Consider the following 26,087-nt stretch of genomic DNA (forward strand, 5'->3'; position numbering starts at 1 on the left):
CCATCGCATCGCGATGGCCCTTTGTTCTTATCAGTCGACTTGTCCGAATGAATCGCTACGCCTGCGGCGGATTTGCAACGGGAGCCTTAGGCGGCGCAGCCTGCTGCGGAGGCGCTTGCTTCGGCTTGTTCTGATCCTTTTTGGCCGGCGCAATGATCGCGTGCAGAATCGTGCCTTCCATACGCGGCATAAACTCCACTAACCCGGCATCGCCGATGTCCTGGATGAGGCGGTTGATGATGTTGTAGCCAAGCTCGCGGTGCGCCATCTGGCGTCCGCGGAAACGCAGGCTCGCCTTCACCTTGTCGCCTTCGGTAAGGAAGCGGATCGACTGATTCTTCTTGGTCTGATAGTCGTGTTCGTCCACCGTAACGGAGAACTTTACTTCCTTCACCGTGATCACTTTCTGCTTCTTACGGGCGGCGTTTTCGCTCTTGTCCTTCTCATAGAGGTAGCGGCCGTAATCCTGGATGCGGCAGACGGGCGGAATAGCATTGGGTGAAACTTCCACCAGATCAAGCCCACGCTCACGGGCGATCTTCAGCGCTTCAAAAGGCGCCAGAATACCGAGCTGTTCTCCGTTTTCGTCGATTACACGGACTTCCCGAGCGCGGATTCTTTCATTAATGCGGATGAACTGTTTCGCGGAACGTTTGTCGAGTGCGATAATTCCCCTCCTGGGATCGGGCTTAAGTCCTCTCGGGACGCAGCCTCGCGCTCCGAGTATACCATTTCTTGGATGCGCGGTGCCCCAACACGGTCGCACCGGAAAAGCAGTGAAGCTAGCCGAATCGATTCGGGAAATTCCCCATCCTTAACCTCAGAAGAGTCAGCCGCACTAACAACCTCTGCCTGTAAGGAAAATTCCATGAAAGTAGCGCTTTATGGCGCAACCGGAAAAGCCGGAAGCCGCATTCTCGCCGAACTTTTGAGCCGTGGCCATCAGGTCACAGCAGTCGTTCGCACACCGTCCAAACTGGCCACTCAACCAAGCCTCACCGTCGTCCAAGGTGACGTTTCGTCAGCCGAGGCAATCGCCGCAAAGATCAAAGGCTTCGATGCAGTCATCGATTCCTTCGGCCCGCCAGCCGACGATACCGATCAGGTCATTACCGTCACCCAGCATTTCGTCGATGCGGTCACACAAGCAGAAGTGCCGCGATTGATCGTTGTGGGTGGAGCAGGCAGCCTGGAAGTAGCTCCCGGCGTCACGGTGATTAGCAGTGGTCACATTCCGGCGCAGTGGCTGCCAATCGCCGTTTCCCATGACAAAGCCCTGGCGCTGCTGAAGAAATCTGACATCAACTGGACCTACTTCAGCCCGGCCGGATTCTTTGAGCCTGGCGAGCGCACCGGTAAATTCCGCCTCGGTAAGGATCAGTTGATTGTCGGCTCTGACGGTGCAAGCCGCATCTCGCTGGAAGACTACGCCATCGCTCTCGTCGACGAACTGGAAAAGCCGCAGAACGAAAGAGCCCGCTTCACCATCGGTTATTGATGGCGAGCGAGCCCTCACTGCAGCTTCCTGTGTTGATCTCTACAGTTCTGCCAGCAACTTCTTCAGTCGTGCGTAACCCTCTTCGCGGGCCTTCTTGTTATCCGGGCTCGCGTCGGGGGCCTCGCCTGCGCGCATGAATCCGTGACCAGCACCCTCGTACGTGACTGGATCGTACGTTTTGCCATCCGTCTTCATCGTTGCGGTTGTCGCTGGAATCGTTGCCGAAATGCGCATATCGTTGCCAGCGTAAAAGCCATAGACTGGCGCGGTAATCGCCTTCATTGCCTCGTCCGGTGGCGGAGGCCCATAGAAGACAAATGCTGCGTTTATGTCATGTCTATGCGTGGCAAAAGCAAAACTCTTGCCGCCACCCCAGCAGAAGCCGGTGACTGCGAGCTTGCCGTTAGCGGCAGGCAGCTTCTTCGCATAGTCAGCCGCCGCATCCAGATCGGCCAGCACCTGGTTTGGATCGAGGCCCGAAACCGCTTTCACCGCGGCGTCCTGATCGGGAAAAGCGCTGCTGCCTCCGCCGCCAGGTCCTATGCCAGAGAGCAGATCGGGAGCGATGGCAATGTACCCTGCCGCTGCTATATCGTCCGCCATACTGCGTGCCCAGTCAGTCAGGCCAAAGATCTCGTGGATTACAAGCACAACCGGAGCCTTATGGCTCACCTCTGGATAGACAACGAAGGCCTGTATCTTACGTCCGTCATGTGTAATCGTGACCCACTCGCGATGACGTGGCGAGGCGTCCAGCTTTTTCTTGGCCCAGTCCTGCGCATGAAGCGGTGCAGTCATCAACAGCAGCAGGCACGCCATAAGGCTGTAAAACCCTGCAAAGCGGAGATCGGGGAAATTCCGGCGGTTTCGCATGGCGAGGATTCTAGTAGAGCCGCTGGCGCGGGGCAATGGATGAATTGTCACTCCTTTGTCGCGGTACTCGTCTCATACAAATGCTTTCATCGCAGGCTCGCAAAGCAGTTCTCCGTGGGAACCGATCCCGCGCACAAGCACAGGCAGTATCCGGTTTGGCGGCAGCACTTGATCGATGCGCAGCGGTAGAAAATTATCAGCGATACCAGATGTTCCATCACTGGCGTCCGCGTTCTCATTCGCATTGAGCGTGACCGCCGGAAGCACCTTCCCCACAAAAGAAGTGCGAAATCGATGCGACTTTTCACGAATCAACGCTCGCAACACCGCAAGTCGCTCCTGCACCGCCTGCGCGGGGACAGGCGATTGCCGATGCAGTTCCCAGCCACGTGTTCCCGGCCGTGGCGAAAACCGGAAGATGTGCAAATAGCTGAAGGGCAAGGCAGCGATAAAGTCGTGACTCTCTTGAAACTCCGCATGTGTCTCGCCAGGAAAACCGACCATCACGTCCGCTCCAAGACCAAGCTCATCACCTGCCGCCTCGCTCAGCTCCGCAACCTTTTGTGCGTAGTGCCATGGCCGGTAGCGGCGATGCATGCGACGCAGCACCGCGTCCGATCCAGATTGCAGCGGCAGATGCGCATGACGCGCCAGCCGAGGGCTGGTTTCGGAGAAAGATTCGTGAGCAAACTCGCGCATCAGTGCAATCAGCTCTGCCGTCCAGTCCATCGGCTCGATGGAGCTGAGCCTGAGACGCGAAAGCTTTGTCGTCTCCAGAATCTCGCGGACAAGACTGGCAAACGATCTGTTCTCTGGCAGATCGCGTCCCCAGCGGCCAAGATTGATACCCGAGAGCACCATTTCCTTGCCATCCGCAACGACAAAGCCGCGCACCTGCTCCAGCACTTTTTCCGCACCCATGCTGCGTGAGTTACCGCGCGTGGTGGGAATGATGCAGAAGGTGCAACGGTTGCTGCAGCCCTCCTGGATCTTGAGATTGGGCCGCGTCTGCGCGCCCGGACCAAAGCCAGGCAGAATCTGCGCTTCTTCAATCCATGAATGAGCGAAACCATCATCAACCCAGATCGTTTGCGGGTTTGCCGCAACCAATGCAGAGGCAGGAAGCAGCGGCACCTGCTGTTGTTTAGCCGAACTAACCAGATCAAACGCTATCTGCGCGGCGAACGCTTTGTGGCTATTCCCAACAACAGCGTCTACTCCGGCGATAGATGCTGCCTCCTCAGGAGCGCGCTGAGCGTAGCAACCGGTCACGACAACTTTCACTTCGGGATTGATGCGCCGCGCTTTGCGGACGAAGGCGCGAGCATCCCGATCGGCCTCAGCCGTAACGCTGCAGGAATTGACGATGACGAGATCGACTTCATCGAGCGCTTTTTCTGTCAATCCGCGGCTGCGCAGGCCGTTGGCGATGGCTTCGCCGTCAGCGCGTGCGGCGCGGCAGCCAAAGTTCTCGATGTGAAAGCCAGCCATTGCTTTATCAGAATAACAACGGAGAAGTTATTCCTCTGCGCAGTTCCGAAATAGCGTCCCATGGCGTCTTTAGGCTCTCTTTGCACCGTTCGGTAAGCCAATTGAATCCTATACTTGAGTAAGTCCTCTGGTTTTGCGCATATCTGCGCTTAGGTTTTTGAGAAAGTTATGGCCACGACCACAGCCGTAAGTTATTCCCAGCGGGAACTTTCGGCGCGCATTATCCCTTACGTTTTCTTCACCTTTGCCTGCTATCTCGCCATCGGCGTTCAGTTGGCGATTCTGCCGACGTATGTCCATCTGAATCTTGGCTTTAATACCGTTTTGGCGGGACTGATCATCAGCCTCGAATACGTCGCCACGGTCATCACCAGACCCAACGCAGGACGCATGGTGGACCGGCTTGGGGCGAAGCGAACCGTCCTGAACGGACTGATGATAGGTGGCGTGAGCGGCCTGTGCACTTTGGGCGCGGCGTTTTGTCCGCATCTGCCCTGGCTGGGGCTTTCGCTGCTGGTGGTTGGCCGTTTGTTGCTGGGCGCGAGCGAGAGCATGGTGGGAACCGGCGCGACGCTGTGGGGCATTTTGGCATTGGGCTCAGAACACACGGCTATCGTTATCTCCTGGAATGGGATTTGCACTTACGGTGCGCTGGCGATCGGCGCCCCGCTGGGTGTGCTGTTGGAGCGGGTTTTCGGGTTCTGGTCGATCGGCGCAATCGTTGTACTGCTTGGGTTTGCGCCACTTGCAATGGCTGTCCGGTTGCCACGTGTGCCGGTGCATCATGGGGAGAAGCAGCCTTTCCATCATGTCTTTGGCAAGGTGGCTCCGCATGGACTTGTGCTGGCGCTGGGCAGTGTGGGATTTGGCGTGCTGGCTACTTTTATCACGCTGGATTTCGCCCATCGCGGCTGGACTGGCGCTGCTTTCGCGCTGACTCTTTTTGGCGCGCTGTTTGTGTTGGCGCGGCTGATTTTTGCTCATTCCATTAACCGCGTCGGCGGTTTCTCTGTAGCTTCGGTATGCCTTGCGACAGAGGCTGCGGGACTGATTCTGCTGTGGTTAACAAAGTCGGAAGGGCTGGCCTTTGCCGGTTCCGCTCTGACAGGGTTTGGTTTTTCGCTGGTCTTCCCTGCCCTGGGAGTGGAGGCTGTGCATCATATTCCGCCGCAGGATAAGGGCACGGCGCTGGCTGCTTATGGCGTATTTATGGACTTTTCGCTGATGGTGATCGGGCCAGCTGCGGGAGCGATTATCAGCGGGTTCGGATATCCGCCGATCTACCTGTTTGCAGCTTGTTCTGTTTTGGCAGGATTAGCGCTGACGCAGTGGATGGCAGCGCGAGAGCGGCGCGCCAGCTAACTCCCGGAAACGGTGCGCAATCGGTGTGGCGCGATGCGCAATCCGCGTGTGACTTTGCGCAATATTCGTCGGACGATGCGCAATACTTGTGCGACGATGCGCAATCGGTGTTGGATGAGTTGCAATCCATGTCACTGGGGTATGAGGCGAGATTTGTACGGAGCGGGGCGGCTCATCTGGTGAGCGGAAGTGATTTTTACGAAATGCGATTGCAGATAGAAAATTCAGGAACGCGACGAAGGTAGAGCACCGAGAATTGCCTGGATGCGAGAAGCGATGTCGCCGGGCTCGATGAAGATGAGTTCGAAGCCGTAGCGGCGGTAGGTTTCCTGGTGAATCTGCTCGAAGCGGAGAGATTCTTCGAAGCTGATGCGGCGGGCTTCGGTGGGCTGAACGAAGCCGAGGTTGCGCAGGAAAAAGACGCGGCGGTCGAAGATGTTTTCGCGCAGGACGCGGGCGACCTCTCCGGAAAGAAATGGCGAAAGATCGTAGCCAAGGTATTCGGCAAGAGCGGCGGTGCAGATTACGGACCGATCGTGGAACTGGATTTCGTCTGGGCGAGAGCTCTGGAGTTGGCGCTGGCATTGGAGGGCTGCGATCTGATTGAGGAAGACTGGTTGCAGCCACGGCTCGGCGATGCCTTTGGCTTGCTCCAAAGCGATGACATCGGTGGCAGCTTCTTCGACGACGTAGAAGCCTTCGAGCTCAAGCTGGCGGAGGATGGTGGTTTTGCCGGAGCCGGGGGTGCCAGTGAGGATGTGGCGGGGCATGGTTAGAGGATAGATCGGGCTTTCAGCCCTCGGGTTCTTCTATGGTCTTGTAACCCAGGGCGTTGCCCTGGGCTGGGATAGTTTCGCGCCTTTGGCGCTAGGTTGATACGGTCTGTGACCGGGAAAGAATGGTTAAAACGACAGTAGTCTCGCCGGATATATGGAGAAGACCCTTAGCTACAAGCGTTGTAGGGCATCAGCAATAACAGCCGAACCGGGATATCCTGCACCTGCGGACAAGTAACTTCGCCGCGTTGCCAGAGCAACGGCCGTTCTGGATCGTACAGGTGCAGATAAACGGCAAATCGAAGCGGACCGCTGCCGTGCACGCAATTCATATCGCGCTGAATGAGAGTTTCTCCATCGATAGAGAGCAGCCCTTCGTCGTAGCCTACCTGCATGTACCGCGGGTTGTCAGGAAACTCGGCCTGCATTTGCCCGAACTTACCCATATCGAAGGGTTCGTCCAAGCCTTCCGCAACCGCTTCGATCAGAACTAGCTTGTCAAAATGCTCTTGCGTGGCATTGTCATCCGCCGTTACGTTCCATTGTTCCTGCCATGTTTCCGTGCTAATTTGCGGTCGATATACTCCAATAACCGCCAACGTCGGTTCTGCCATAACAATTACTATAGTGGCACGATAACCAGAAATAATAACCTTCCCCTAACTTTCGTTTCCATTCCTGATCGGCCAGCAAAAACAGCATTGAGTCATTTTTAAATTCTGCAGTAAATGAAAAGGCCACCCCTTGCGAGGTGGCCTTTGTGCTGAGTGGAAACAGCCGGACTTAGCGGCGGTTCTTGGACCAGTTGACCAGGTCGCCGAGGGTGGTGGTGGAGCTGCTCTGCGAGGAGTGGCTGGAGGGAGCCTTGTAGTGTTCGACTTCAGCGCGGCTGGCTTCTTCGCCTACGGCGCGGATGCTGAGGCCGACCTTTTTCTCATCAACGTTCATCTTGATGATCTTGAACTCATGCTCCTGGCCCTGCTCGAGGTGAATCGGCTGACCGTGTGCGTCGACCGCTTCGGAGACGTGGCAAAGGCCCTCGACTCCTTCGGCGATTTCGACGAAGGCGCCGAACTGCGCGGTGCGCAGAACCTTGCCGTGGACGACGTCGCCGACGCGGTGCTGAGCGAAGAAGGTCTCCCACACATCGGGCTGGAGCTGCTTGATGCCCAGCGAGAGGCGGCGGTTTTCCGGCTCGACGCCGAGAACGACTGCCTTGACCTTTTCACCCTTCTTGAGGACTTCAGAGGGGTGCTTGACGCGCTTGGTCCAGCTCAGGTTGGAGACGTGGACGAGGCCGTCAATGCCATCTTCGATTTCGATGAAGGCGCCGAAGTCGGTGAGGTTGCGAACGCGGCCCTCGACGATCTGGCCGGAGGGATAGCGGTCAGAGAGATTTTCCCAGGGATTTTCCTGGAGCTGCTTCATGCCGAGAGAGATACGACGGTCTGAGGGGTTGACGCTCAGAACGACGGTCTCAACTTCGTCACCCGGCTTGACCAGCTTGGACGGGTGCTTCATGCGCTTAGACCAGGTCATCTCGGAGACGTGCACGAGACCTTCGATGCCCTGCTCAAGCTCAACAAACGCACCGTAATCCGTCACCGAAAGGACGCGGCCGTGGACGTGTGCGCCAACGGGGTAACGCTCAACGGCGTCGAGCCACGGATCAGGCGTGAGCTGCTTAAAGCCGAGAGAGACGCGCTGCTTGTCTTTGTCGAACTTTAGAACCTTGACCTGAATCTCATCGCCGACGTTGACGAGGTCGCGGGGGTGGGTGAGACGGCCCCAGCTCATATCGGTGATATGGAGCAGGCCATCGATGCCACCGAGGTCGACGAACGCGCCGTAATCGGTGAGGTTCTTAACGGTGCCGGTAAGAACCGCGCCCTCTTCGAGGTGCTCGAGAGTGGTGGAACGCTTGGCGTTCTGCTCTTCCTCAAGGATTTCCTTGCGGGAGACGACGACGTTGCCGCGCTTCTTATTGAGCTTGATGACGCGGACTTCGATCTGCTGGCCGAGATAGCCGTCGAGGTTGCGGACGGGGCGAATCTCAAGCTGCGAGCCAGGCAGGAATGCCTTGAGGCCGATGTCAACGGTCAAGCCGCCCTTAACGCGGCTGACTACCGTGCCGATGACCGGGGTCTTCTCGTTGGCGGCCTTTTCGATGACGTCCCACACGCGGAGGCGCTGAGCCTTGTCGAAGTTGACCAGGTAGCCGCCCTCGGGCTCTTCGCGCTCGATGACAACTTCGATCGTATCGCCGGGCTTGAACTTGGGCTCGCCGTTGTGGTCGACGACCTGCTCGATAGGCAGGAGCCCCTCGGACTTGAGACCCACGTCGATGACCGCATGCTTATCAGTGATCTTGATGACGGTGCCGCTGACGATGCTGTCGCCATAGGCCTCGACGGCCGCGGCTTCTGCTGCCTGCTCGCGCTCGAAAGCTTCAAGCTGAGCGGAGAAGTCGTCGCCTGCGTCAAAATCATGATCGTGATCCGGCTCGGCTGCAGCAACGGGTGCTGGAGCGGCCTCGGCGACCGGCGCCGGGGCGGATTCAACTGCCGGGGTAGCAGCGGATTGCGATTCCACGTTGGCCAGAGCGGTAGCGACGGTGTGAGCGTCTACCGTTTCGGTCTCAGCCGTTTCAGCTTCGGCGGCAACGGGGTTGTGGGTGGATTCGAGCGACGAGGACTCAGCCTCAGCCGCGGACTCAAGGACAGGGGTTTCCATTTCGGTGTTCAGGGGTTTGCTCTCGGTTTCAAGATTGAGGACGTCTGCCATAACTGCCAGCTCCGCGATTCCTAGCTCGCCGAGGGCAGGAGGATCGATATCTCCTGTTTCGGTGATTGCCCAGCGCCGCGCAGTAGCACAGGGCGAAGGCGAGTGCCCGTCGATGACTGCACCTGGCAAATCCTTAACGATTGCGATTGCGAGTGGAGCAGGAAGAATCTTGCCGAAAGAAGGGCCGGAATCTACGTGTATCTACTCGGGAAATCACGTGTGAAGGATTGGCCGGCTGGCGGGCAGGCCTGACCCTTATGCAGGAATCCGGGCATAAGGGTACTCCTGAAGTGTAGCAATGCAGGTTAGCTGCGTCAATGCAAGCAGTTGCCGTGAAAGCCTTTGCAACGGGTTATTCAAATAAGGTGCTGCGAAAGTGGTGCAACTGAGCCGTGTACGTCTCAGATTGTGCGGATTTAGCTTCCTCAGAGTAGTGCATTGGGTTGTGAGCGGGTGATTCAAAGCATCCTTGCGAAAAACTCAATCCTCTTCTGTTGTTTCGGTCGAAGCGATAAATCTCGTCCGAGTCCCGGAGAAACAAAGGATTGCGAGCGCGATCAAATCGAGGCAGAGATTGAGCAAACGAATCCGAGAGTATCCCCAATACCAGATATGGGTGTGTGACAAGCCATACCAGCCAAGACCTGCACTCACTAATAAGAGAACTCCGGCACTGGATAAAAGCCACTTGCGGTTGTCGCCATTGCTCCCGTTTGGCTTCCAAATATGTATCGATAGAGGGCGGAAGGCAAGCGCAATTCCGGCTACGGTTTGGATAAAGAGAGCTGGGAGCAGCCATGGCGGCAGTTTCATTCCCGCCAGAGTAATGTGACTGGCACTTTCGGTCAATCCGTCAAAGCATACGGTTGTCTATTGTCCTGTACGGCACAGATTTTTGATAGTCCCGATATACTCCGGGCTATGGATCTGCTTTGGACGCCGTGGCGCTACCGCTATGTAACGAATGCCGAGAAGGCGATACGGCCGGGAGTTCCGGCAGGACTCGAAGAGTGGTCGGGAGATTTAGGCTGCGTTTTCTGCAATCTGCTGGCGGCGGTGGATCATGCGATTGCGAATGGGACGCCTGTTGACGAAGCGGAAAAGATGGGCGGTTTGGTAATGCGGGGCCAGAGTTGCTTTATTTGCCTGAACGCGTATCCGTACACGTCGGGGCACGTGATGGTGATTCCCAAGGTGCATGAGGCGAGCCTGGCGGCGCTGCCTGTGGAGACTGCGCACGAGATGATGGACCTGGCGCAGCGGACGGAGCGTGTGTTGACGAAGCTGTATTCACCGCATGGGATGAACTTTGGGTTAAATCTGGGACAGGCGGCCGGCGCGGGCGTGGCCGGGCATCTGCACCTGCATGCGTTACCGCGATGGGTGGGGGATACAAACTTCATGACCACGGTGGGCGAGACTCGGGTGATGCCGGAGGATCTGGAGATTACCTGGCGACGGATGCGGGATGGGTTTGCAGAGCTGCAGCAGAGCTAGAGAGGTTAGCCGCCCTGCGCTTGTTCGCTGAGTCAGGATTTGTCGGCTTCAGCGGCCAGCGAAAGCTGGATGGGGTCCTCTTCGTCGAGGCCGGCGTTTTCGAGGAGTTTCGGGGATAGCTGCTTGCCGGTTGGGAGGCCGAGGCGTTTCAGCTTTTCTGCTTGCCCAACGAGGTTGCCGGAGCCGGTGCTGAGCTTGTTCATGGCTCCGTCGTAGCTCTTGCCGGCTTTACGGAGAGCTTCACCAACGTCTTCCAGATCGCTGACAAAGTTGACAAATTTCTCGTAGAGCTTTGTACCGCGATCGACGATCTCCTGCACGCTGCGAGCTTGCTGCTCCTGACGCCAAAGGTTGTCGATGATGCGGATGACGAAGAGAAGCGTGGTGGGTCCGACGAGGAGGACGCTGCGCTCGTAGGCATCGCGCCAGAGGTCGCCGCCCTCTTGCATGGCGAGCAGGAAGGCCGGCTCGATGGGGACGAACATGACGACGAAATCGGGCGAGTCGATGCCGCGCAGCTTGTGGTAATCGCGCTTGGAGAGGCCGTCGAAGTGGGTCCGGACGCTGACGAGGTGACTCTTGAGAGCGGCTTTGCGCAGATCATCGGTGGTGGCGTTGACGTAGTCGGTGTAGGCGTTGAGCGAGACCTTTGAGTCGACGATGAGATGGCGGTTGCCGGGCAGATTGAGGATAACGTCCGTGCGGGAGGCGCGGCTGCGGGTACCGTCGTCGGTGGTTTCAGCGCTGAAGGATTCCTGAAAGCGGTACTGTTCGCCTTCGCGAAGGCCGGCTTTTTCCAGGAGGTCGCGGAGGATGAATTCGCCCCAGTCGCCCTGGGCTTTGGCTGAGCCGCGCAGGGCTGTGGAGAGATTGTGAGCTTCGACGGCAAGCTGCTGATTCATCTGATTTAGGCTGCTTACCAGGGTTTCGAGCTTGCCGACACCTGTCTGCGTTTGGACGTGGGTCTGCTCGACCTTTTCACGGAAGTCTTTGAGCTGGTCGCGCAACGGTTGCAGAAGATTGCCGAGTTCTTTTTGATTGGCCTCGGAGAAACTGCGGGATTTCTGATCGAGGATTTCGCCGGCGAGGGCCTGGAACTGGTTGGCGAGGGACTGCTTTGCGGTTTCGAGCAGGGCTAGTTTTTCGGCGAGGCTTTGGCGCTCGCTGCGCAATTCGGTTTCGAGGCGGCTGATCTGCGAGGACTGCTGGAGATTGGTTTCGGAGGACCTCAGGAGATCGGTGCGGAGGGATTCGATTTCGGAGCGGAGAGCATCGGCTTGGCGGTTGCGTTCTTCGATAAGGGCCGTTGCCGAAGCGAGCTGCGATTGAGCGGCGGTGTGGGCCTGCCCTCTCGATTCTGCATCGGAGCGCGATTGCGATAGCTCAGTCTGGAGGACGGCTATCTGGGCGCGGTTGGTGGCTTCGCTCTGTTCGCGGAGGCGCAGTTCGGCTTGAGCTTTTGCGGCGGAGATGCGGGTCGCGGCGATAGCGCCGATGGCGATTCCGACGACTATGCCGAGGAGCAGAGCGAGCGTTATGGTCACAGAGTAGAGGCCTCCGGTGTTTCGCCAATTCTACGCCTTTCGCTTGTGCAAACCTTGAGCGGCGGGGAGATTTTCGTTTGCCATCCCGCAAAGCGCGATTGAGCCTGTTTTAAGCAGGCAGCGCGCTTTACATGGCTTCGTGGAGACCGATAGACTTGGAGATTCTGGGCGCTGTGTTTTTTGTTTCTGCACAAGGCCACGGCTGCGGCGCAGAATGTGGTAGGCTGCGAGTCGGACCAGAAGAAACTTAGCGGGTCGAATTGCGCAAGATTTGAGAAAACTCTGAGGAGATTCAGCACATGGCAGTGGAAGAGAAAGTTAAACAGATCATCGTCGAGCAGTTGCAGGTCGATGAGGCCGAAGTGACGCCGAACGCCAGCTTCCAGGAAGATCTCGGCGCAGATTCACTCGACGTAGTTGAACTGGTCATGCAGTTTGAAGAGGCCTTCGACCTGGAGATCCCCGACGAGGATGCGGAGAAGATCAAGACGGTCAAGGACGCAATTGATTACATCGAGAAGAACGCAAAGGCGGGCAAGTAAGAGGTGAGACGCCGCGTCGTCATTACGGGCCTCGGACTGATCTGCGGGGTCGGCAATACAACCGATGAGGTCTGGGGCCAACTGCTGGCAGGGGCCAGCGGAGTTGGGCCGATTACCGCCTTTGACACGACGGGCTTCCGGGTCAACTTTGCCGCCGAGGTCAAGAACTTCGATCCACTCCAGTTCGTCGATAAACAAGAATCGCGCAAAATGGGCCGGTTTATTCATCTGGCTATTGCCGCGACGCATGAGGCGATGGAGCAGGCCGGACTGAAGATTACGCCGGAGAATGAAGAGCGCGTCGGTGTATTTATCGGATCGGGCATCGGTGGATTCGAGATTATCGAACGCGAACATCAGGCGCTGCTGGCTGGCGGTCCGCGTAAGATCTCTCCTTTCTTTATTCCGGCTTCGATTGTGAATATGGCGGCGGGCCAGGTGAGCATTCGCTATGGGGCGAAGGGGCCGATCTCGGCTACGGCTACAGCCTGCGCCACTTCGGCCAACTCCATTGGCGACTCATTCCGGATGATTCAGCATGGCGAAGCAGACGTAATGATTGCGGGCGGATCGGAAGCGGCGGTGACCCAGCTTTCGATTGGCGGCTTTGCAGCCATGCGCGCGCTGTCGACGCGCAACGACGATCCAACCAAGGCAAGCAGGCCCTTTGACAAGGATCGCGATGGCTTTGTGCTGGGGGAAGGCGCGGGCATGCTGGTGTTGGAAGAGTTGGAATTTGCAAAGAAGCGCGGCGCGAAGATTTTGGGCGAGATTATTGGCTACGGCATGAGCGCAGATGCGTATCACATGACCGGTATCGCTCCAGAGGGCGCAGGTGCGCAGCGGAGTATGCGGGCGGCGCTGCGGGATGCGGGAATTGCTCCCGAAGCGGTTGGGTATGTGAACGCACATGCGACCTCGACACCGGCGGGCGATGGCAATGAGTCGCGAGCAATTGAGCTGGTGTTTGGCGAGCATGCGACGAGCAGGAAGCTCAAGGTGAGCAGTACGAAGTCGATGACCGGGCATCTGCTTGGTGCGGCGGGCGGTCTGGAAGCAGGCATTACGGCCCTGGCGCTGATGCACCAGAAGCTGCCGCCGACAACGAATCTCGATACGCCGGGTGAGGATTGCATTCTGGATTATGTGCCGAACAAGGCGATCGATGCGCCGATTGATGTGGCGTTATCGAATTCGTTTGGGTTTGGCGGCATCAATGCAACGCTGGTGATGCGGCGCTGGACCGAATAGCAAGGTTTTCGAACACAAAGTAAAAGGCGCATCCGCGATGGATGCGCCTTTTATTTTGCGAGTGGAAGCTGTGTTAGAAGATTGCTGCCAATCCTACTCCGCCGAGCACGATCAGAATCCACCAGGCGAAGACAGCGACGAAGCCTGAAGAGCGCTTAACACCGGCGACGATGGAGATGCCGATAGCGTAGAGCACCAACGTCCAGATGGTCACAGCGTCGAGTGAGGTGGCGAGTCTGAGAAGGGGCTTTGCGGTATCAGGAGACAGGTAGTAGCCGATGTTGGTGCCGGAAAAGTTCTGCGAGTTGAAGCTCTCCGGAGCCATTCCCGCAAAGAGCGCGGCTACACCCATAACGACCTTAAGCAAACCGGGCAAGCCTCCATACCAGACGACGGCGAAGACCTGCCAGAAGCTTGCCTTTCCTGCAAAACCGAAGTTGATGGTGGCCATCAGCACTCCGGCGATGATGGCTACGCTGATGAGAGAAATGATGGGGAAGACCGCGAAGATGCCTTCAGTGACCATTCCGGCGATCTTGAGCTGGGTCGCACGTTGATCTGGTGTGAGTTTGTCGAACTGCTCGGACTGCTTGGGATTTTGCTTGATGCTGTTCTCAGCGACCTGCTGCCAACCAACCTTTGCTCCCACGGCGCCAAAGAGCGCATAGGTGAAGATCACAGAGAGTAGAAATGGCAGCCACCAGCTGGTGCTGCGCATGATGTCCTTGAAGGTCTTGGATGGAGCAGTGAAGGTGTAGATAACGCGCTGCCCCTGTGTGAGGGGTGGGGTATCGAGTGCTCCAGGCATTACGGGGACGGAAATGTCGCTCATTGGATTTGGCCTCTTGTGAAGATCCGTTACGACGTTGCGGGTTCGTATACGGGTTTTACTTTCCTATGGTTCCGCTTGGCCGAGATTGTACGCCGAAGTACAGAGAGGTTGATGAACAAAAGGTTGATATGGAATCTGATTGGTTGCAGGGTTAGAGCAGAGGATGGCTCGCAAAAAGAAGAAGGCCGGCTTTCGAGAGGAAAGCCGGCTTGGCTGCTTGTCGATGTGTTGCTCTAGCTGATTGCTCTAGCGAGCGCCGGGATCGAGGATGGTGGCTGACTCAATTGGCGAGACGCGCGGTGCATGCGAGGGCGAGGTGGGATCGACGTAACTCTTGTAGACGGAGATATGGAAGCAGGCCTGGCGGAACTCCTCTTCCACGTCGATCTTGCCCTGCTGCTCGAGGGGGATGAGCCAGGCGCGAATCCAGCCGATTTCGCGTGCGGAGAGGCCGGACTTGCCGATGTCGATGGTGCCGCCGGTGAGATGAGGGGACGCGATGTCTCCATCTGCAGCCGCTGCGTTGCCGTTGATACGGCGGAGTTGACGCTGGTACTCGACGGTGCGAACAGCCGAGGTGACCTCAAGCGAGTGGCCAGGGAATTTGGCGGCGTGTGCCTGGGAGAAGTCATGGAGGAACTGAGCTGTCCATGGACGGCAGTAGCGGTGGTTTTCGGGCAGGTCAGTATTGACGGAAAGAGCCGCTGACACTGGCACAGGCACGAGAGACCCCGAGGCTATGCGATTTTCCAGGTCGGTTTCATCGAGGATGCGCTCAAGGCCTTCGGCTTCGGCCATCTCGTTCTGGTGAACGAGCGACTCGTGCGATCCACGAAGAGGCGAAGGGATATTGAAGCGAACCTGCCGGAACTCAGCGGTCTGGTAACGGGAGTTGCGCGAGCGGCTGCGGTATCCGTAGCTGGTGCGAACTTCCGATCTCGCTGGGCTATATGTGGTGCGAGGACGGCGGGTGCTCGAAGCAATGCGGCGAGTGGCTGAAGAGCTGTGCCGACGCGAGGATGCGGCCGCGGTTTTCTTTGTGGATTGGGTGGAGTGCGCGTGAGCGCGGGCGTGACGATGGGCTGGCGCAGCAAAAGCGGTGCCTACGACACTGAGAACCAGGGCAAGACCGGCAGCTAGCGCGGTCCAAAACGAGATGAAAGACGAACGTCGCATCAAAGGGGGACTTCTGCGAGGGTTCGCGGAGAAACCTGAGCAGTATCAGTGTACTAGACGGGTTGCGCGGAGAAAGGTGGCGAGATTGGTGCCGGGAGGTCTGATAATCAGCGAGATTTTTGCTGCAGTTTACATAGTTTCCAGAGGGCAAACAAAACGGGCATCCGAGATGGATGCCCGTTTTGCTTGTGGCTTATGAGTTGAAGTTGAGCTACGAAAGCAGCGTACCCTGGTCGTCTTCCTTGATCTCTTCGGCGGGGATGACGACAGCTGCTGCGACCTTGTCTTCTGCTTCGAGATCGAGAAGCTTGACGCCCTGGGTGGAGCGGCCCGCCTTGCGGATAGAGGTAGTGTCGATGCGAATGATCTTGCCGAACTGGCTGATAGCCATAAGTTCGCTGGTCTCATCGACGGTGAGGACGTTCATGGTTTTGCCGACTTTGGTGTTGGCCTTGAGGTTGGCGACACCCTGGCCACCTCGAGCTGTCAGGCGATACTCATCGATGTCGGTGCGCTTGCCGTAGCCGTTTTCCGTGACGGTGAGGATGAGGGTCTTGGGAACACCGAGCTTTTCGTCGAGATCCTTGAGAGCTTTCCACGAATCTTCGCAGGCCTTTTCGGCGTTGCGCTCGGCGGTCTTGAGCTTTTCGTCCTCAGGGCTGCCGTTGCGGCGGGCTTCGCGGGCGTGCTGCAGGGTATCGTGCGCCTGCTTTTCGGCGTTGCGCAGGGCTTCGAGCTTTTTCGTCTGGTTGGTCTTTGCGGCGAACTCGTCGCGGATCTTTTCGCGAGTGGAGTCGCAGTCCGTGACGGCGACGCCGATCACCTGGTCACCCTTCTTGAGTGAAATACCCTTGTTGCCGGCGGCGTTGCGGCCCATAGGACGAAGACCAGCGCCGCTGCGCTCGGGATCATACTTCTCGTCGAAGCGGATGGCCATGCCTTCGCGTGTGGCGAGGAAGATGGTCTGACCGCCGTTGGTGATGGCGGCTTCGATGAGATCGTCGTCCTTCTCGATGGCGATGGCGATGATGCCGCGCGCCATGACATTGCTGAAGTCCTTGAGCGGCGTCTTCTTGACAATGCCGTTGCGGGTCGCAAAGAGGACGAACTTACCTTCCTCTTCGAGGTCGCGGATGGCGAGAATGGTGATGACCTTTTCGCCAGGCTGAAGACTCAACAGGCTTTGGATCGACTTACCCTTACCGGCTGCGCCGACGTCGGGGATCTCATAGACCTTGAGCCAGTAAACGCGGCCTGTGTTGGTAAAGCAAAGCAGGTAGGCGTGCGTGGAGTTGATGATGAGCTGCGCGACGAAATCTTCATCGCGGGTTTTCATACCGGTGCGGCCCGTGCCGCCGCGCCGCTGCTGGCGATAGGTGCTGATGGGCGTCCGCTTGAGGTAGCCCTGATGGCTGACGGTGACGGCGACCTGCTCATCAGCGATGAGGTCTTCCATCTGAAGCTCGGCGGTTTCGTCGACGATGACGGTGCGGCGGTTGTCGCCGTACTTGTCGCGGACTTCCTTGAGCTCTTCGACGATGACTTCGCGGAGGCGGGTGTCGCTGGAGAGGATCAGCTCGTACTCGGCGATCCTGCGGCGGATCTCGGCGAGCTCGTTGAGGATTTCATCGACCGAGAGCTGGGTGAGGCGATAGAGCTGCAGTTCGAGGATGGCATCGACCTGGCGATAGGTGAGACCACGCTCTTCGCCGGGCAGACGTTCACGGTCGAGATTGACGACGATCTCGGTTCCCTGCCCCCAAATGTAGAGATTCTCGCGAGCTTCGGCGCGAGAGGCCGATCCACGGATGATGCGGATGACAGTGTCGAGATTGTCGAGGGCGATCTTGTAACCCTCTAAGACGTGCTCGCGCTCGCGGGCCTTGCGCAACAGGTAGACGGTGCGGCGGCGAACGACGTCGATGCGGTGATCGATAAAGCTGCGGATAGCATCGACCAGAGGCAGCTCCCTCGGCGCGCCGTTGACGACCGCGAGGAAGATCATGGAGAAGCTGTCCTGCATCTGGGTGTGCTTGTACAACTGGTTGAGCACAATCTCAGGCTGGGCGCCGCGTTTGAGCTCGATGACGATGCGCATGCCGTCACGATCGCTTTCATCGCGGACGTCGCTGATCTCATCGATGATTTTTTCGTTAACCAGGTCGGCGATGCGTTCAATGAGTTTGGACTTGTTGACCTGGTATGGAATTTCGCTGACGATGATGGCTTGCTTTTCTTTCGTCAGGTTCTCGGTCGCCACCTTGGCGCGCATGAGGAAGCGGCCGCGGCCAGTTCGGTAGGCGTCGGCGATGCCGCTGCGTCCGAAGATGAAGCCGCCGGTTGGGAAGTCTGGCCCCTGAACGTGTTTGAGGACGTCAAGGAGACCGGCGCTGGGGTTGTTAACCAGGTCGATGGCCGCGTTCAGTACTTCCGTCAAGTTGTGCGGCGGAATATTGGTCGCCATGCCGACGGCGATGCCATTGGAGCCGTTGACGATAAGCGTGGGAAAGCGTGTAGGCAGAACGGAGGGCTCGGCAGTCGACTCGTCGTAGTTGGGGACGAAATCGACGGTCTCCATGTCGATGTCGGCGAGCATTTCGCCAGCGATGCGTTCGAGACGACACTCGGTGTAACGCATAGCCGCCGGCGGATCGCCGTCGACGGAGCCGAAGTTACCCTGACCGTCAATGAGCGGATAGCGCAGTGAGAAGGGTTGCGCCATGCGCACGAGGGTGTCGTAGATGGCCGAGTCGCCGTGGGGATGGAAGACACCCATGGTTTGGCCGACGACCTTGGCGCACTTGGTGTACTTCTTGTTGTGCTGCAGGCCCATCTCGCTCATGCTGTAGAGCACGCGGCGATGGACGGGCTTGAGGCCATCGCGGACGTCAGGCAAAGCACGGCCGATGATCACCGACATCGAGTAGTCGAGATACGACCGGCGCATCTCCTCTTCAATGTTGATGGGGATTACGTTGGAGCCACCCGGAGGAGTGCCGCCGGCTTCGAGGGGGAGTTGCGGATTCTGATCGTCTGCCATAGAAGGGGACGCGCACGAAGGGTGTCGAAAAAGGCTGAGAAATCAGGCGGTTAGGGCCTTCTGAGCGCTGACTTTATTGTACCGGCTGACGGGGTGTTGCGGCAAGGCGGAAACTGACAAATAAATCCTTATTTTACTTATATTTAGAGCCGGGATGCGATGAGCAGTTTTTCGGCCCGCAAAATGCGGGATTTTGAAGACGAAAATCGGCTCCAAAAGGCTTGCTGAAAAGGCTCAGGGATGAAGCATCAGCGAATCGAGGATGCGATATAACTTACTTTTCGTAGACCGGACGCCGGCCTGCCTAGATGAGGCCGGGAAGACTGAGGATGCAGACGACGGCCTGGAGAGCAACGATGGCTCCGGCGGCGGCGATGGCCAGGCGGCGGCGCGGGGAGTCGTAGGCATCAGCGAAGACTCCGGCGATGAAGGCGAGGAGAAACGGTACTCCCCAGAGGATGGGATTGCCGGGCACGCCGGCCGTGATGACGCTGAAGAGCAGGATCGCAGTGAGGAACGGGGTGGTGTTCCCGAAGTAGAGCGTCTTGCGCAGCCCGAAGTAGAGCAGCAGGGCCGAAGCGGTTGCAACGACGATGCCTGCGTTGCCAGGCGTGGGGAAGAAGCGCTTTGCGGGCTGGAGCGAGAGGCCTAGCTGTGCTGCGTCGGAACGGAAGAGATAGCTGAAGGCGTCGGGAGAGAAGCCGTAGCAGGCAAAGAGGAGGATGAACGCTCCGACGGCGACGACGAGTAGCACGGGGACAATCTGGCTGCGGCGGCCTTCGGCGATCCAGAGCATGAAGACAAAGCCGGCGCCGAGCAGAAGCAGCAGAGAGGCAATATGTGAAGCCGCCGCAACGGCAAAACATACGGTAAGCAGGATGATGCGGGGACGCCACTTGCGGCGCGGTCCCTGCATGGCATGTGCGACCCCGATGCAGGTGTAGAGGCCGCCGAAGAAACCGAGCGCCGTGAGGATCTCGGGATTTGGGGAGACGGAGGCGCGAAGGACCGCAGGCGAGAAGATGTAGAGCGCGAGAGCGGTGTATCCGCCGAGGTTGCCGAAGAGGCGGCGCGTGACCCACCAGAGAGAGCCGCCGAGTAGTAGTCCGGCGGCGATAAACGGAAGCCGGATGAGCAGGAGAACGTGGGTAAGCTGGTGGCGCATCTCCCAGGAAGAGATCTGGTCGTCGAAGGTCTGGACGACTTTGTCTTCGGGCTTGCGAAAATTGTCTGCAAAGCGTTCGTAAGCGAAGTTAAGGGTGAGCGGCAGGCCAGCGACGCGGTAGGCAAGGATGCCGTCATGGATGTTGCCGCATGAGGTGTAGTAGCCAGCGAGCGGCGATGGGCGCTCCCACATTTCGCGGCCACAACGCGCGTACTGGTAGTCGCGCTCAGTCAGAGTCTGGCGGCTGGTGAGCCAGAAGGCCTGAGCGAGAAAGATGAGCAGCATGCCGGCGGCTATGCGCTGGGGCAGATTAAAGCGAAAGCGGCGAAGCTTTCCAAAGCGAAAAGACATGAAGAAGGACTGGTTCCTGAACCAGTTTATCGGAGCGGCCAGGGCAGCTGACCGGAATGCGGACCGCTGCGTGCCGTGCAGCCGGATGTTGCAACACTGCTGCAACATTGCGCTGCTGACGCAATAGCCGCTGCTGTGCCGATAGATTACATGGAGCCGTTGTTCCGCCAACGACACTTCAGAGTATGGGCGAGGAAAACCAGCGGCCGACGATGACGCCTGGGTCGTCGATATGGTTGTAGAACATGATCTTTGCCTGTGGCGCGAGCGAGTGGGCCACATCGATGATCTGCTCCATGAAGTAACTCATGGCGGGATTGCCGGCTACGCCACCGCCGATCAGCACACCATGGCATGGCCGAGAGCGCAGCCGATGTGCGAAGGCGTCGAGGCCAGTCTCAGGTGAAGCATGGTGAATTTCGTAACTGTAGCCAAGGTCGCGCATACGCTGCTGCAGATCGCTGAGCCGCTTTGCGATGATGGAGCGATCGTCGACCGGGATGATGGGATGGTCGAGTGGAAAGCCGATGTGGACGATGTGTATCTTCATGGCGGTGACGCTGCTTGCTCAATTCCCAAGGGCGAGCTTGCGTTGGAAGAGATCGAGGGCGAGGCCGAAGCACTGGCGGGCAAGCTCAGGGTCGTAACGAGGGCCTTCGTCGCGCAGGAAAGCGTGGGCTCCGTTGACCTCGTGCCAGGTGAAGGTGACGCCGACTTCGTTGAGGCGGTTGAGCACGGCCATGCGGCCTTCCAGGGGGATATGCGGGTCTTGGCGACCCCAGACCATGAGCAGCTCGCCTTTGGTTTCGGCGACGCGGTCGATGGAATCGTCGTGCATGCCTTTGCCTAGCGAGCGCTTGTGGATGTCGGTGGCGTAGAAGCAGACGGTGGCGCGCACGTCGGAATTGAAGGATGCACGGAAGGCGAGATGGCCGCCGATGCAGATGCCCATGGCTCCAAGTTGGCCGGTGCAGTCGGGGCGGCCGGTGAGGTGGTCGAGGACGGCGCGGGCGTCAGCGTCGTAGCTCGCTAATTCTTTCGTCGTTTTGAGATCGTTGCCGCGGTCGGTGCCTGGTTTGTCATACGCGAGGACGGTGCCCGGAGCCTCGAACTCGTGGTAGATCTCGGGCATGGCGACGATGTAGCCGTGGCCGGCGAAGATGGCAGCGATGCGGGCTACGGGGCCTGTGATCTGGAAGATTTCGGAGTAGAAGACGATGCCGGGGTATTTGCCTGCGGCTGCGGGCTTGACGATGTGGGTGCGCATGGAGCCCCAAGGCGTGGTTAGCTCGACTTGTTCTTCTACGACGATCATGATGACGGTCCTCCGGAGGCATTGCGAGTTCACTGTAGCACTCCGGATACAGGAGTTGGGCGCGGTCCACAGGCGGCGTTGCTCTGTGGAGAGCCATACCGATAGACTTCCCACAGCATGGTGCACAATCCGAAAGACGATCCTGAGCGGCTGGTGAGCGCGGCGCGCGCCGGCGAGGAAGATGGCTTTGAGCTGAAGCTGCGGCCACGGTGGCTGCGCGAGTTCATTGGGCAATCGAAGGCGAAGGAGCAGTTGGCGATAGCGCTGGAAGCGGCGAAGTCGCGCGGCGAGGCGCTGGATCATGTGCTGCTGTTTGGGCCGCCGGGCTTAGGCAAGACGACGCTGGCAACGATTATCGCCAACGAGATGGATGTGGGTTTTCAGCAGACTTCGGGGCCAGCCCTGCAGATTCAGGGTGATCTGACGGCGATTCTGACGAATGTGCGCGAAAAGCAGGTGCTGTTTCTGGACGAGATTCACCGGTTGCAGCCGGTGCTGGAAGAGAAGCTGTACACGGCGCTTGAAGATTACAAGCTGGACATCATCATCGGGCAGGGACCGGCGGCGCGGACCCATGTGATGGAGATTCGTCCGTTTACGTTTGTGGCGGCGACGACGCGACCGGGCCTTTTGTCTTCACCGCTGCGGTCGCGATTTGGGATTCTGCTGCGGCTGGAGTTTTATACCGAAGACGAACTGCGGATTATTGTGGAGCGCTCTGCTGAGGTGCTGGGGATTCCGATTGATGCGGATGGGGCGGCTGAGATTGCGCTGAGGTCGCGTGGGACGCCACGTATTGCGAACCGGCTGCTGCGGCGTGTACGTGACTACGCGCAGGTACGCGGGACAGGAGCGATTGACCGCGCGACGGCGCATGCGGCGCTGACGATGCTGGAAGTGGATGCGCATGGGTTCGATGACATTGACCGGCGGCTGATGATGACGATTATTCAGAAATACGATGGCGGACCGGTGGGGATAGGCACGCTGGCGGCTACGCTCGCTGAGGACGTGGACGCGCTCGAAGAGGTGTATGAGCCGTTTCTGATTCAGATTGGATTTTTGGATCGGACGCCGCGTGGGCGTGTGGCGACGCGTTTGGCGTATGAGCATTTTGGCATTGGGATGCCAAACAAGCAGTCGCAGCTATTCTCCTGAGTCCGGCCGCGCAACCGCACACAACCAGATTGCAATCCAAAGGAAGTGAGGACGCTTATGGCTCTTACGGAATCGACGATGCTCTCACTTGGCAGTACTGCACCGGATTTTGCGCTGCCGGAGGTGATCAGCGACAACATCATTCGTCTTGATGACTTTCGCGGCACGACCAAGGCGCTGGTTGTGATGTTCATTTGCGCACATTGCCCTTATGTGAAGCACGTGGAAGAGGGGTTGGCCACCTTCGGGCGCGACTACGAGGACAAGCCGGTCGGCATTGTGGCGATCAGCAGCAATGACGCCGAGGCGCATCGCGATGATGCGCCGGAGTATCTCGCGAAACAGTCGGAGCGGCTGGACTTTACCTTCGACTATCTTTATGACGAAACACAGGATGTAGCGAAGGCATATCAGGCCGCATGTACGCCGGATTTCTATCTCTTCGATGATGAGATGCGACTGGTGTATCGCGGGCAGTTTGATTCGAGCCGGCCAGGATCGGAGGTTCCAGTGACTGGCGAAGATCTACGGTCGGCGCTCGATGCTGTGCTTGCGGGCCAGCCCGTGCCTGAGGAGCAGAAGCCAAGCATTGGATGCAACATCAAGTGGAAGACATAAAAACGCGGCTCCATGGAATCGGGAGCCGCGTTGAATTGATAGAGAAATTTAGAGCGGCAGAGTCTTTAGATACTCGGCGAACTTGGAACCGAACTCAGGGCGCTTCAGTGCGAATTCGACGGTCGCCTGCAGCATGCCGAATTTGTCGCCAGCATCGAAGCGCTTGCCTTCGAAGGTGTAGCCGTAGACCTTTTCGGTTTTGAGCAATGCAAGAATCCCGTCGGTTAGCTGGATTTCTCCGCCTGCGCCGTGGGTGGTCTTTTCGAGCGTTTCGAAGACGCTAGGCGTGAGGATGTAACGGCCGATGATGGCCTGCTTCGAGGGAGCGGCTTCAAACTTCGGCTTTTCGACCATGCCAGTGCAGTTGTAGAGGCGCTCGTTGTGCGAATCTTGAGAACCGGCGAGGACGCCATAGGCACTGATGCCCGGACCGTCAATCGTCATGGTGGCGAGTACTGAGCCCTGGCGCTCGTTGTAGACATCGATCATCTGCTTGATGCACGGCGTTGGTGCATCAATGACATCGTCGGGAAGCAGAACAGCAAAAGGCTCGTCGCCGACGAGATCTTTGGCGCAGAGAACGGCGTGGCCGAGGCCCAGCGGCTCTTTCTGACGGACGTAGGAGATGCGGGCCATCGAGGATATCTTGCGGGAGATTTCGAGCAGCTCTTTCTTGCCCTTCTTCTCAAGCGTGGCGTCGAGCTCGTAGCTGATATCGAAGTGGTCTTCCATGGCGCCTTTGCCACGGCCGGTGATGAAGATAATGTGCTCGATACCGGAGGCGATGGCTTCTTCGACGCCGTACTGGATGATGGGCTTGTCGACCAGCGACAGCATTTCCTTGGGGATGACCTTGGTGGCGGGAAGAAAGCGGGTTCCCAGACCACCTGCGGGAAATACTGCCTTGCGGACTCGTTTGCTCATGCGGCGGATTCCTTCCTCAACGTAGTTTTCGGTCTGAGGCACGGTGTCAATGCCCCGTAATTAAACGATATTACCAAGGATTAGTTACTTTAGTTTATCAGCCGCCGAGCCGTCCTTTGCTGATATTCGGAAGCGGCTTCACAGGGTTGGAGACTGATCGCCCAGCATGGCTTCGCGGACTATTTTGATGGGCGGGAATCCCTGGGCCAGGAATGCGTCGTGGAAGGATTGCAACGAGAAGGCCGCGCCCTGCTTCTTCTGCAAGTCGGCGCGAAGCTTCATGATTTCGAGCTTGCCAAGGGTGTAGTAGAGGTAAGTGGGGTCGGAGGTGCCGCGCTTGGTTTCGACCAAAGCGGTCTCGTGGGACTGGTAGCCCTCTTTTTCGAAGAAGGCTACGGCGTCGTCAAAGCTCATGTTCTGCGTGTGCATTTTGATACCGACGATGAAGCGGGCATCGCGCAGAAGCGCATCCTGAAGCTGGCCGAGACGCAGGAGTTTGGATTCGCGGGCGTCTTTGGCGCCTGCGCCCGGCTGCCCGTAGCCCTCATCGAGCATCATCTGTTCGCAGTAGTGGGCCCAGCCCTCTGCATTGGAGGCAGCGCCGAGCAGCTTGCGCACACGGCTTGGAGCTTTGGGCACCCAGAGGAACTGAACGTAGTGACCGGGATAGGCCTCGTGGACGGCGGTGCTGATGACGGTGCCGACATTGAAGGCATGCATGTAGTCCTCAACCTGATCGGGTGTCATAGCGGGATCAGGCAAAGTGACGTTGAAGTAGGCCTCGGTGGCGTGCTGCTCGAATGGACCGGGGGTGTCCATGGACGCGAAGGTGGTGGCGCGCATGAAGGGTGGTGTCTCTTCGAGGATTGGGCGCACGTCGGAGGGAATGGTGACGATGTGGTGGTTGCGAATGAAGCCTATAAGACTGTTGAATGTGTCGCGAAAGCTTTGCAGTAGTTGATCGGGAGCGGGATGGTCTTTGCCCAACTCTTCGAGGACGGTGCGGTAGTCTTTTTCGGGTTCGAGCTCTTTGGCGATACGGTTGAATTCGGCCTGATTCTTGTGCATGTCGGCATAGCCGATTTCGAGCAGCTTATCGAGCGGAGTATCGACCATCTCGTCGTATTCGAGCTTCTTGCGGAAGGTGTCGGCGCCAATGCGGAAGTCTCCATGAGAACGTGGGAGCAGATCGGACTTGAGCCAGGATTCGTAGTCAGTGAGCGCGGCGATTACGGCGGTGTTGGTCTTGGCGAACTCAGCGTTGAGCGCAGGGTCTTTAGCCTCGGTGAAGGCTGCTGGGACGTCTTTCTTAAAGAAGTCAATGATGCCGGGGAGTTGTTCGAGAGCTATCTCGGTGTAGACCTTGGGAGGGTTCTGCAGATTGACGCGCGCCTGCTGAAAGAGCGCGGGCATCTGTTTTTCGCGGGCAATGAGAGAACGCAGGCGATCATCTGGCGGAGCGAATTTGCGCTCCATGAGAGAGAACGCGCCGTTGGAGACAGCGTCAGAGTAGGTGTCAGGATTCTTTTCCCAGGGGCGAACGACTTCGAGTTCAAGGATTTGTGAGCGGATGTTATTCAGGACGAGCTCGCGGTCGCCACGCGTGGCCTGGTCGAGTTGCACCGCGGGGATGGCGTCGATGCGTTTCTCCATTGCATGCAGTGCAGCAATCTCGGCTTCGATCTTCGACTTGTCGAAGCTTTCTAGCTGGGTGTCGTACTGGTGATAACCAGAGAGCGTACCCCCCGTGGGCCCATAAGGGAAATAGACCTGATCGAAGTACGCATCGGAGGCGGCGGAAAAAGCCTGCTGATCGCTGGACGCGAATGCGTGAGCAGTGGACACGATACTGACTCCCATGGCGCAAAGTGCAATTGTTCTTTTCATGTG

Annotated in this window: 22 protein-coding genes; 7 read left to right on the plus strand and 15 right to left on the minus strand. The window is 58.1% G+C overall.

What is annotated here, in order from left to right:
* Window positions 1–55: 55 nt before the first annotated feature.
* On the minus strand, window positions 56–766 hold the full coding sequence (gene infC, locus OHL22_RS09820) for a translation initiation factor IF-3 (RefSeq protein ID WP_263336257.1): 711 nt from the start codon (window positions 764–766) through the stop codon (window positions 56–58).
* 102 nt (window positions 767–868) lie between these two features.
* Between infC and OHL22_RS09825 the strand changes: the two genes are divergently transcribed.
* Window positions 869–1,498, plus strand: coding sequence for an NAD(P)-dependent oxidoreductase (locus OHL22_RS09825; protein WP_263336260.1), 630 nt, complete (start codon window positions 869–871; stop codon window positions 1,496–1,498).
* A gap of 39 nt (window positions 1,499–1,537) precedes the next feature.
* Here the strand turns inward: OHL22_RS09825 and OHL22_RS09830 are convergent, their stop codons facing one another.
* On the minus strand, window positions 1,538–2,371 hold the full coding sequence (locus OHL22_RS09830) for a dienelactone hydrolase family protein (RefSeq protein ID WP_263336263.1): 834 nt from the start codon (window positions 2,369–2,371) through the stop codon (window positions 1,538–1,540).
* A 72-nt stretch (window positions 2,372–2,443) separates the two neighbouring features.
* Window positions 2,444–3,862, minus strand: a complete 1,419-nt coding sequence (locus OHL22_RS09835) for a MiaB/RimO family radical SAM methylthiotransferase (RefSeq protein WP_263336266.1) — start codon at window positions 3,860–3,862, stop codon at window positions 2,444–2,446.
* Window positions 3,863–4,030: 168 nt separating this feature from the next.
* On the opposite strand from OHL22_RS09835, the gene OHL22_RS09840 reads away from it, so the two are divergent.
* Entirely contained in the window at window positions 4,031–5,224 is a 1,194-nt protein-coding gene (locus OHL22_RS09840; RefSeq protein ID WP_263336269.1) for an MFS transporter, read from the plus strand.
* Between the two features lie 224 nt (window positions 5,225–5,448).
* Here the strand turns inward: OHL22_RS09840 and OHL22_RS09845 are convergent, their stop codons facing one another.
* From OHL22_RS09845 to OHL22_RS09855, 3 genes are all read right to left on the minus strand, one after another.
* Window positions 5,449–5,994, minus strand: coding sequence for an AAA family ATPase (locus OHL22_RS09845; protein WP_263336274.1), 546 nt, complete (start codon window positions 5,992–5,994; stop codon window positions 5,449–5,451).
* Between the two features lie 173 nt (window positions 5,995–6,167).
* Window positions 6,168–6,614, minus strand: coding sequence for a hypothetical protein (locus OHL22_RS09850; protein WP_263336277.1), 447 nt, complete (start codon window positions 6,612–6,614; stop codon window positions 6,168–6,170).
* 169 nt (window positions 6,615–6,783) lie between these two features.
* Window positions 6,784–8,784, minus strand: coding sequence for a 30S ribosomal protein S1 (locus tag OHL22_RS09855; protein ID WP_263336280.1), 2,001 nt, complete (start codon window positions 8,782–8,784; stop codon window positions 6,784–6,786).
* A 921-nt stretch (window positions 8,785–9,705) separates the two neighbouring features.
* On the opposite strand from OHL22_RS09855, the gene OHL22_RS09860 reads away from it, so the two are divergent.
* On the plus strand, window positions 9,706–10,281 hold the full coding sequence (locus OHL22_RS09860; protein WP_263336283.1) for an HIT family protein: 576 nt from the start codon (window positions 9,706–9,708) through the stop codon (window positions 10,279–10,281).
* Between the two features lie 32 nt (window positions 10,282–10,313).
* Here the strand turns inward: OHL22_RS09860 and rmuC are convergent, their stop codons facing one another.
* A complete protein-coding gene (gene rmuC, locus OHL22_RS09865; protein ID WP_263336286.1) occupies window positions 10,314–11,825 on the minus strand; it encodes a DNA recombination protein RmuC in 1,512 nt (503 codons plus the stop codon).
* 299 nt (window positions 11,826–12,124) lie between these two features.
* On the opposite strand from rmuC, the gene acpP reads away from it, so the two are divergent.
* Both acpP and fabF read left to right on the plus strand, forming a co-directional pair.
* On the plus strand, window positions 12,125–12,367 hold the full coding sequence (acpP, locus tag OHL22_RS09870; RefSeq protein WP_263336289.1) for an acyl carrier protein: 243 nt from the start codon (window positions 12,125–12,127) through the stop codon (window positions 12,365–12,367).
* Between the two features lie 3 nt (window positions 12,368–12,370).
* On the plus strand, window positions 12,371–13,618 hold the full coding sequence (fabF, locus tag OHL22_RS09875; protein WP_263336292.1) for a beta-ketoacyl-ACP synthase II: 1,248 nt from the start codon (window positions 12,371–12,373) through the stop codon (window positions 13,616–13,618).
* Between the two features lie 73 nt (window positions 13,619–13,691).
* On the opposite strand, the gene OHL22_RS09880 is transcribed toward fabF, so the two are convergent.
* The 6 genes from OHL22_RS09880 to OHL22_RS09905 all read right to left on the minus strand — a co-directional run bounded on the left by OHL22_RS09880 (window position 13,692) and on the right by OHL22_RS09905 (window position 21,497).
* On the minus strand, window positions 13,692–14,450 hold the full coding sequence (locus OHL22_RS09880; RefSeq protein ID WP_263336295.1) for a YIP1 family protein: 759 nt from the start codon (window positions 14,448–14,450) through the stop codon (window positions 13,692–13,694).
* Window positions 14,451–14,696: 246 nt separating this feature from the next.
* Entirely contained in the window at window positions 14,697–15,626 is a 930-nt protein-coding gene (locus OHL22_RS09885) for a DUF5715 family protein (RefSeq protein WP_263336297.1), read from the minus strand.
* Window positions 15,627–15,837: 211 nt separating this feature from the next.
* Window positions 15,838–18,666, minus strand: coding sequence for a DNA gyrase subunit A (gene gyrA, locus OHL22_RS09890; RefSeq protein WP_263336300.1), 2,829 nt, complete (start codon window positions 18,664–18,666; stop codon window positions 15,838–15,840).
* A gap of 304 nt (window positions 18,667–18,970) precedes the next feature.
* Window positions 18,971–20,182: a glycosyltransferase family protein gene (locus tag OHL22_RS09895; protein ID WP_263336306.1), complete on the minus strand. Its 1,212-nt coding sequence runs from the start codon at window positions 20,180–20,182 to the stop codon at window positions 18,971–18,973.
* Between the two features lie 178 nt (window positions 20,183–20,360).
* The gene (locus OHL22_RS09900; RefSeq protein WP_263336309.1) at window positions 20,361–20,732 is read right to left on the minus strand and encodes a hypothetical protein; all 372 of its coding nucleotides are present in this window, start codon (window positions 20,730–20,732) and stop codon (window positions 20,361–20,363) included.
* An 18-nt stretch (window positions 20,733–20,750) separates the two neighbouring features.
* The gene (locus tag OHL22_RS09905) at window positions 20,751–21,497 is read right to left on the minus strand and encodes a dienelactone hydrolase family protein (RefSeq protein WP_263336312.1); all 747 of its coding nucleotides are present in this window, start codon (window positions 21,495–21,497) and stop codon (window positions 20,751–20,753) included.
* A gap of 117 nt (window positions 21,498–21,614) precedes the next feature.
* Between OHL22_RS09905 and ruvB the strand changes: the two genes are divergently transcribed.
* Complete coding sequence (gene ruvB, locus OHL22_RS09910) at window positions 21,615–22,655, plus strand: Holliday junction branch migration DNA helicase RuvB (RefSeq protein WP_263336315.1); 1,041 nt, start codon at window positions 21,615–21,617, stop codon at window positions 22,653–22,655.
* A 57-nt stretch (window positions 22,656–22,712) separates the two neighbouring features.
* A complete protein-coding gene (locus OHL22_RS09915) occupies window positions 22,713–23,273 on the plus strand; it encodes a thioredoxin family protein (protein WP_263336318.1) in 561 nt (186 codons plus the stop codon).
* Window positions 23,274–23,321: 48 nt separating this feature from the next.
* Here OHL22_RS09915 and galU read toward each other — a convergent pair whose 3' ends face one another.
* Window positions 23,322–24,197, minus strand: coding sequence for a UTP--glucose-1-phosphate uridylyltransferase GalU (gene galU / locus OHL22_RS09920; protein WP_263336321.1), 876 nt, complete (start codon window positions 24,195–24,197; stop codon window positions 23,322–23,324).
* 138 nt (window positions 24,198–24,335) lie between these two features.
* Window positions 24,336–26,084: a DUF885 domain-containing protein gene (locus OHL22_RS09925; RefSeq protein WP_263336323.1), complete on the minus strand. Its 1,749-nt coding sequence runs from the start codon at window positions 26,082–26,084 to the stop codon at window positions 24,336–24,338.
* Between the last annotated feature and the right edge of the window lie 3 nt (window positions 26,085–26,087).

This window comes from Acidicapsa dinghuensis (genome assembly GCF_025685685.1).
GTDB lineage: Bacteria > Acidobacteriota > Terriglobia > Terriglobales > Acidobacteriaceae > Acidicapsa > Acidicapsa dinghuensis.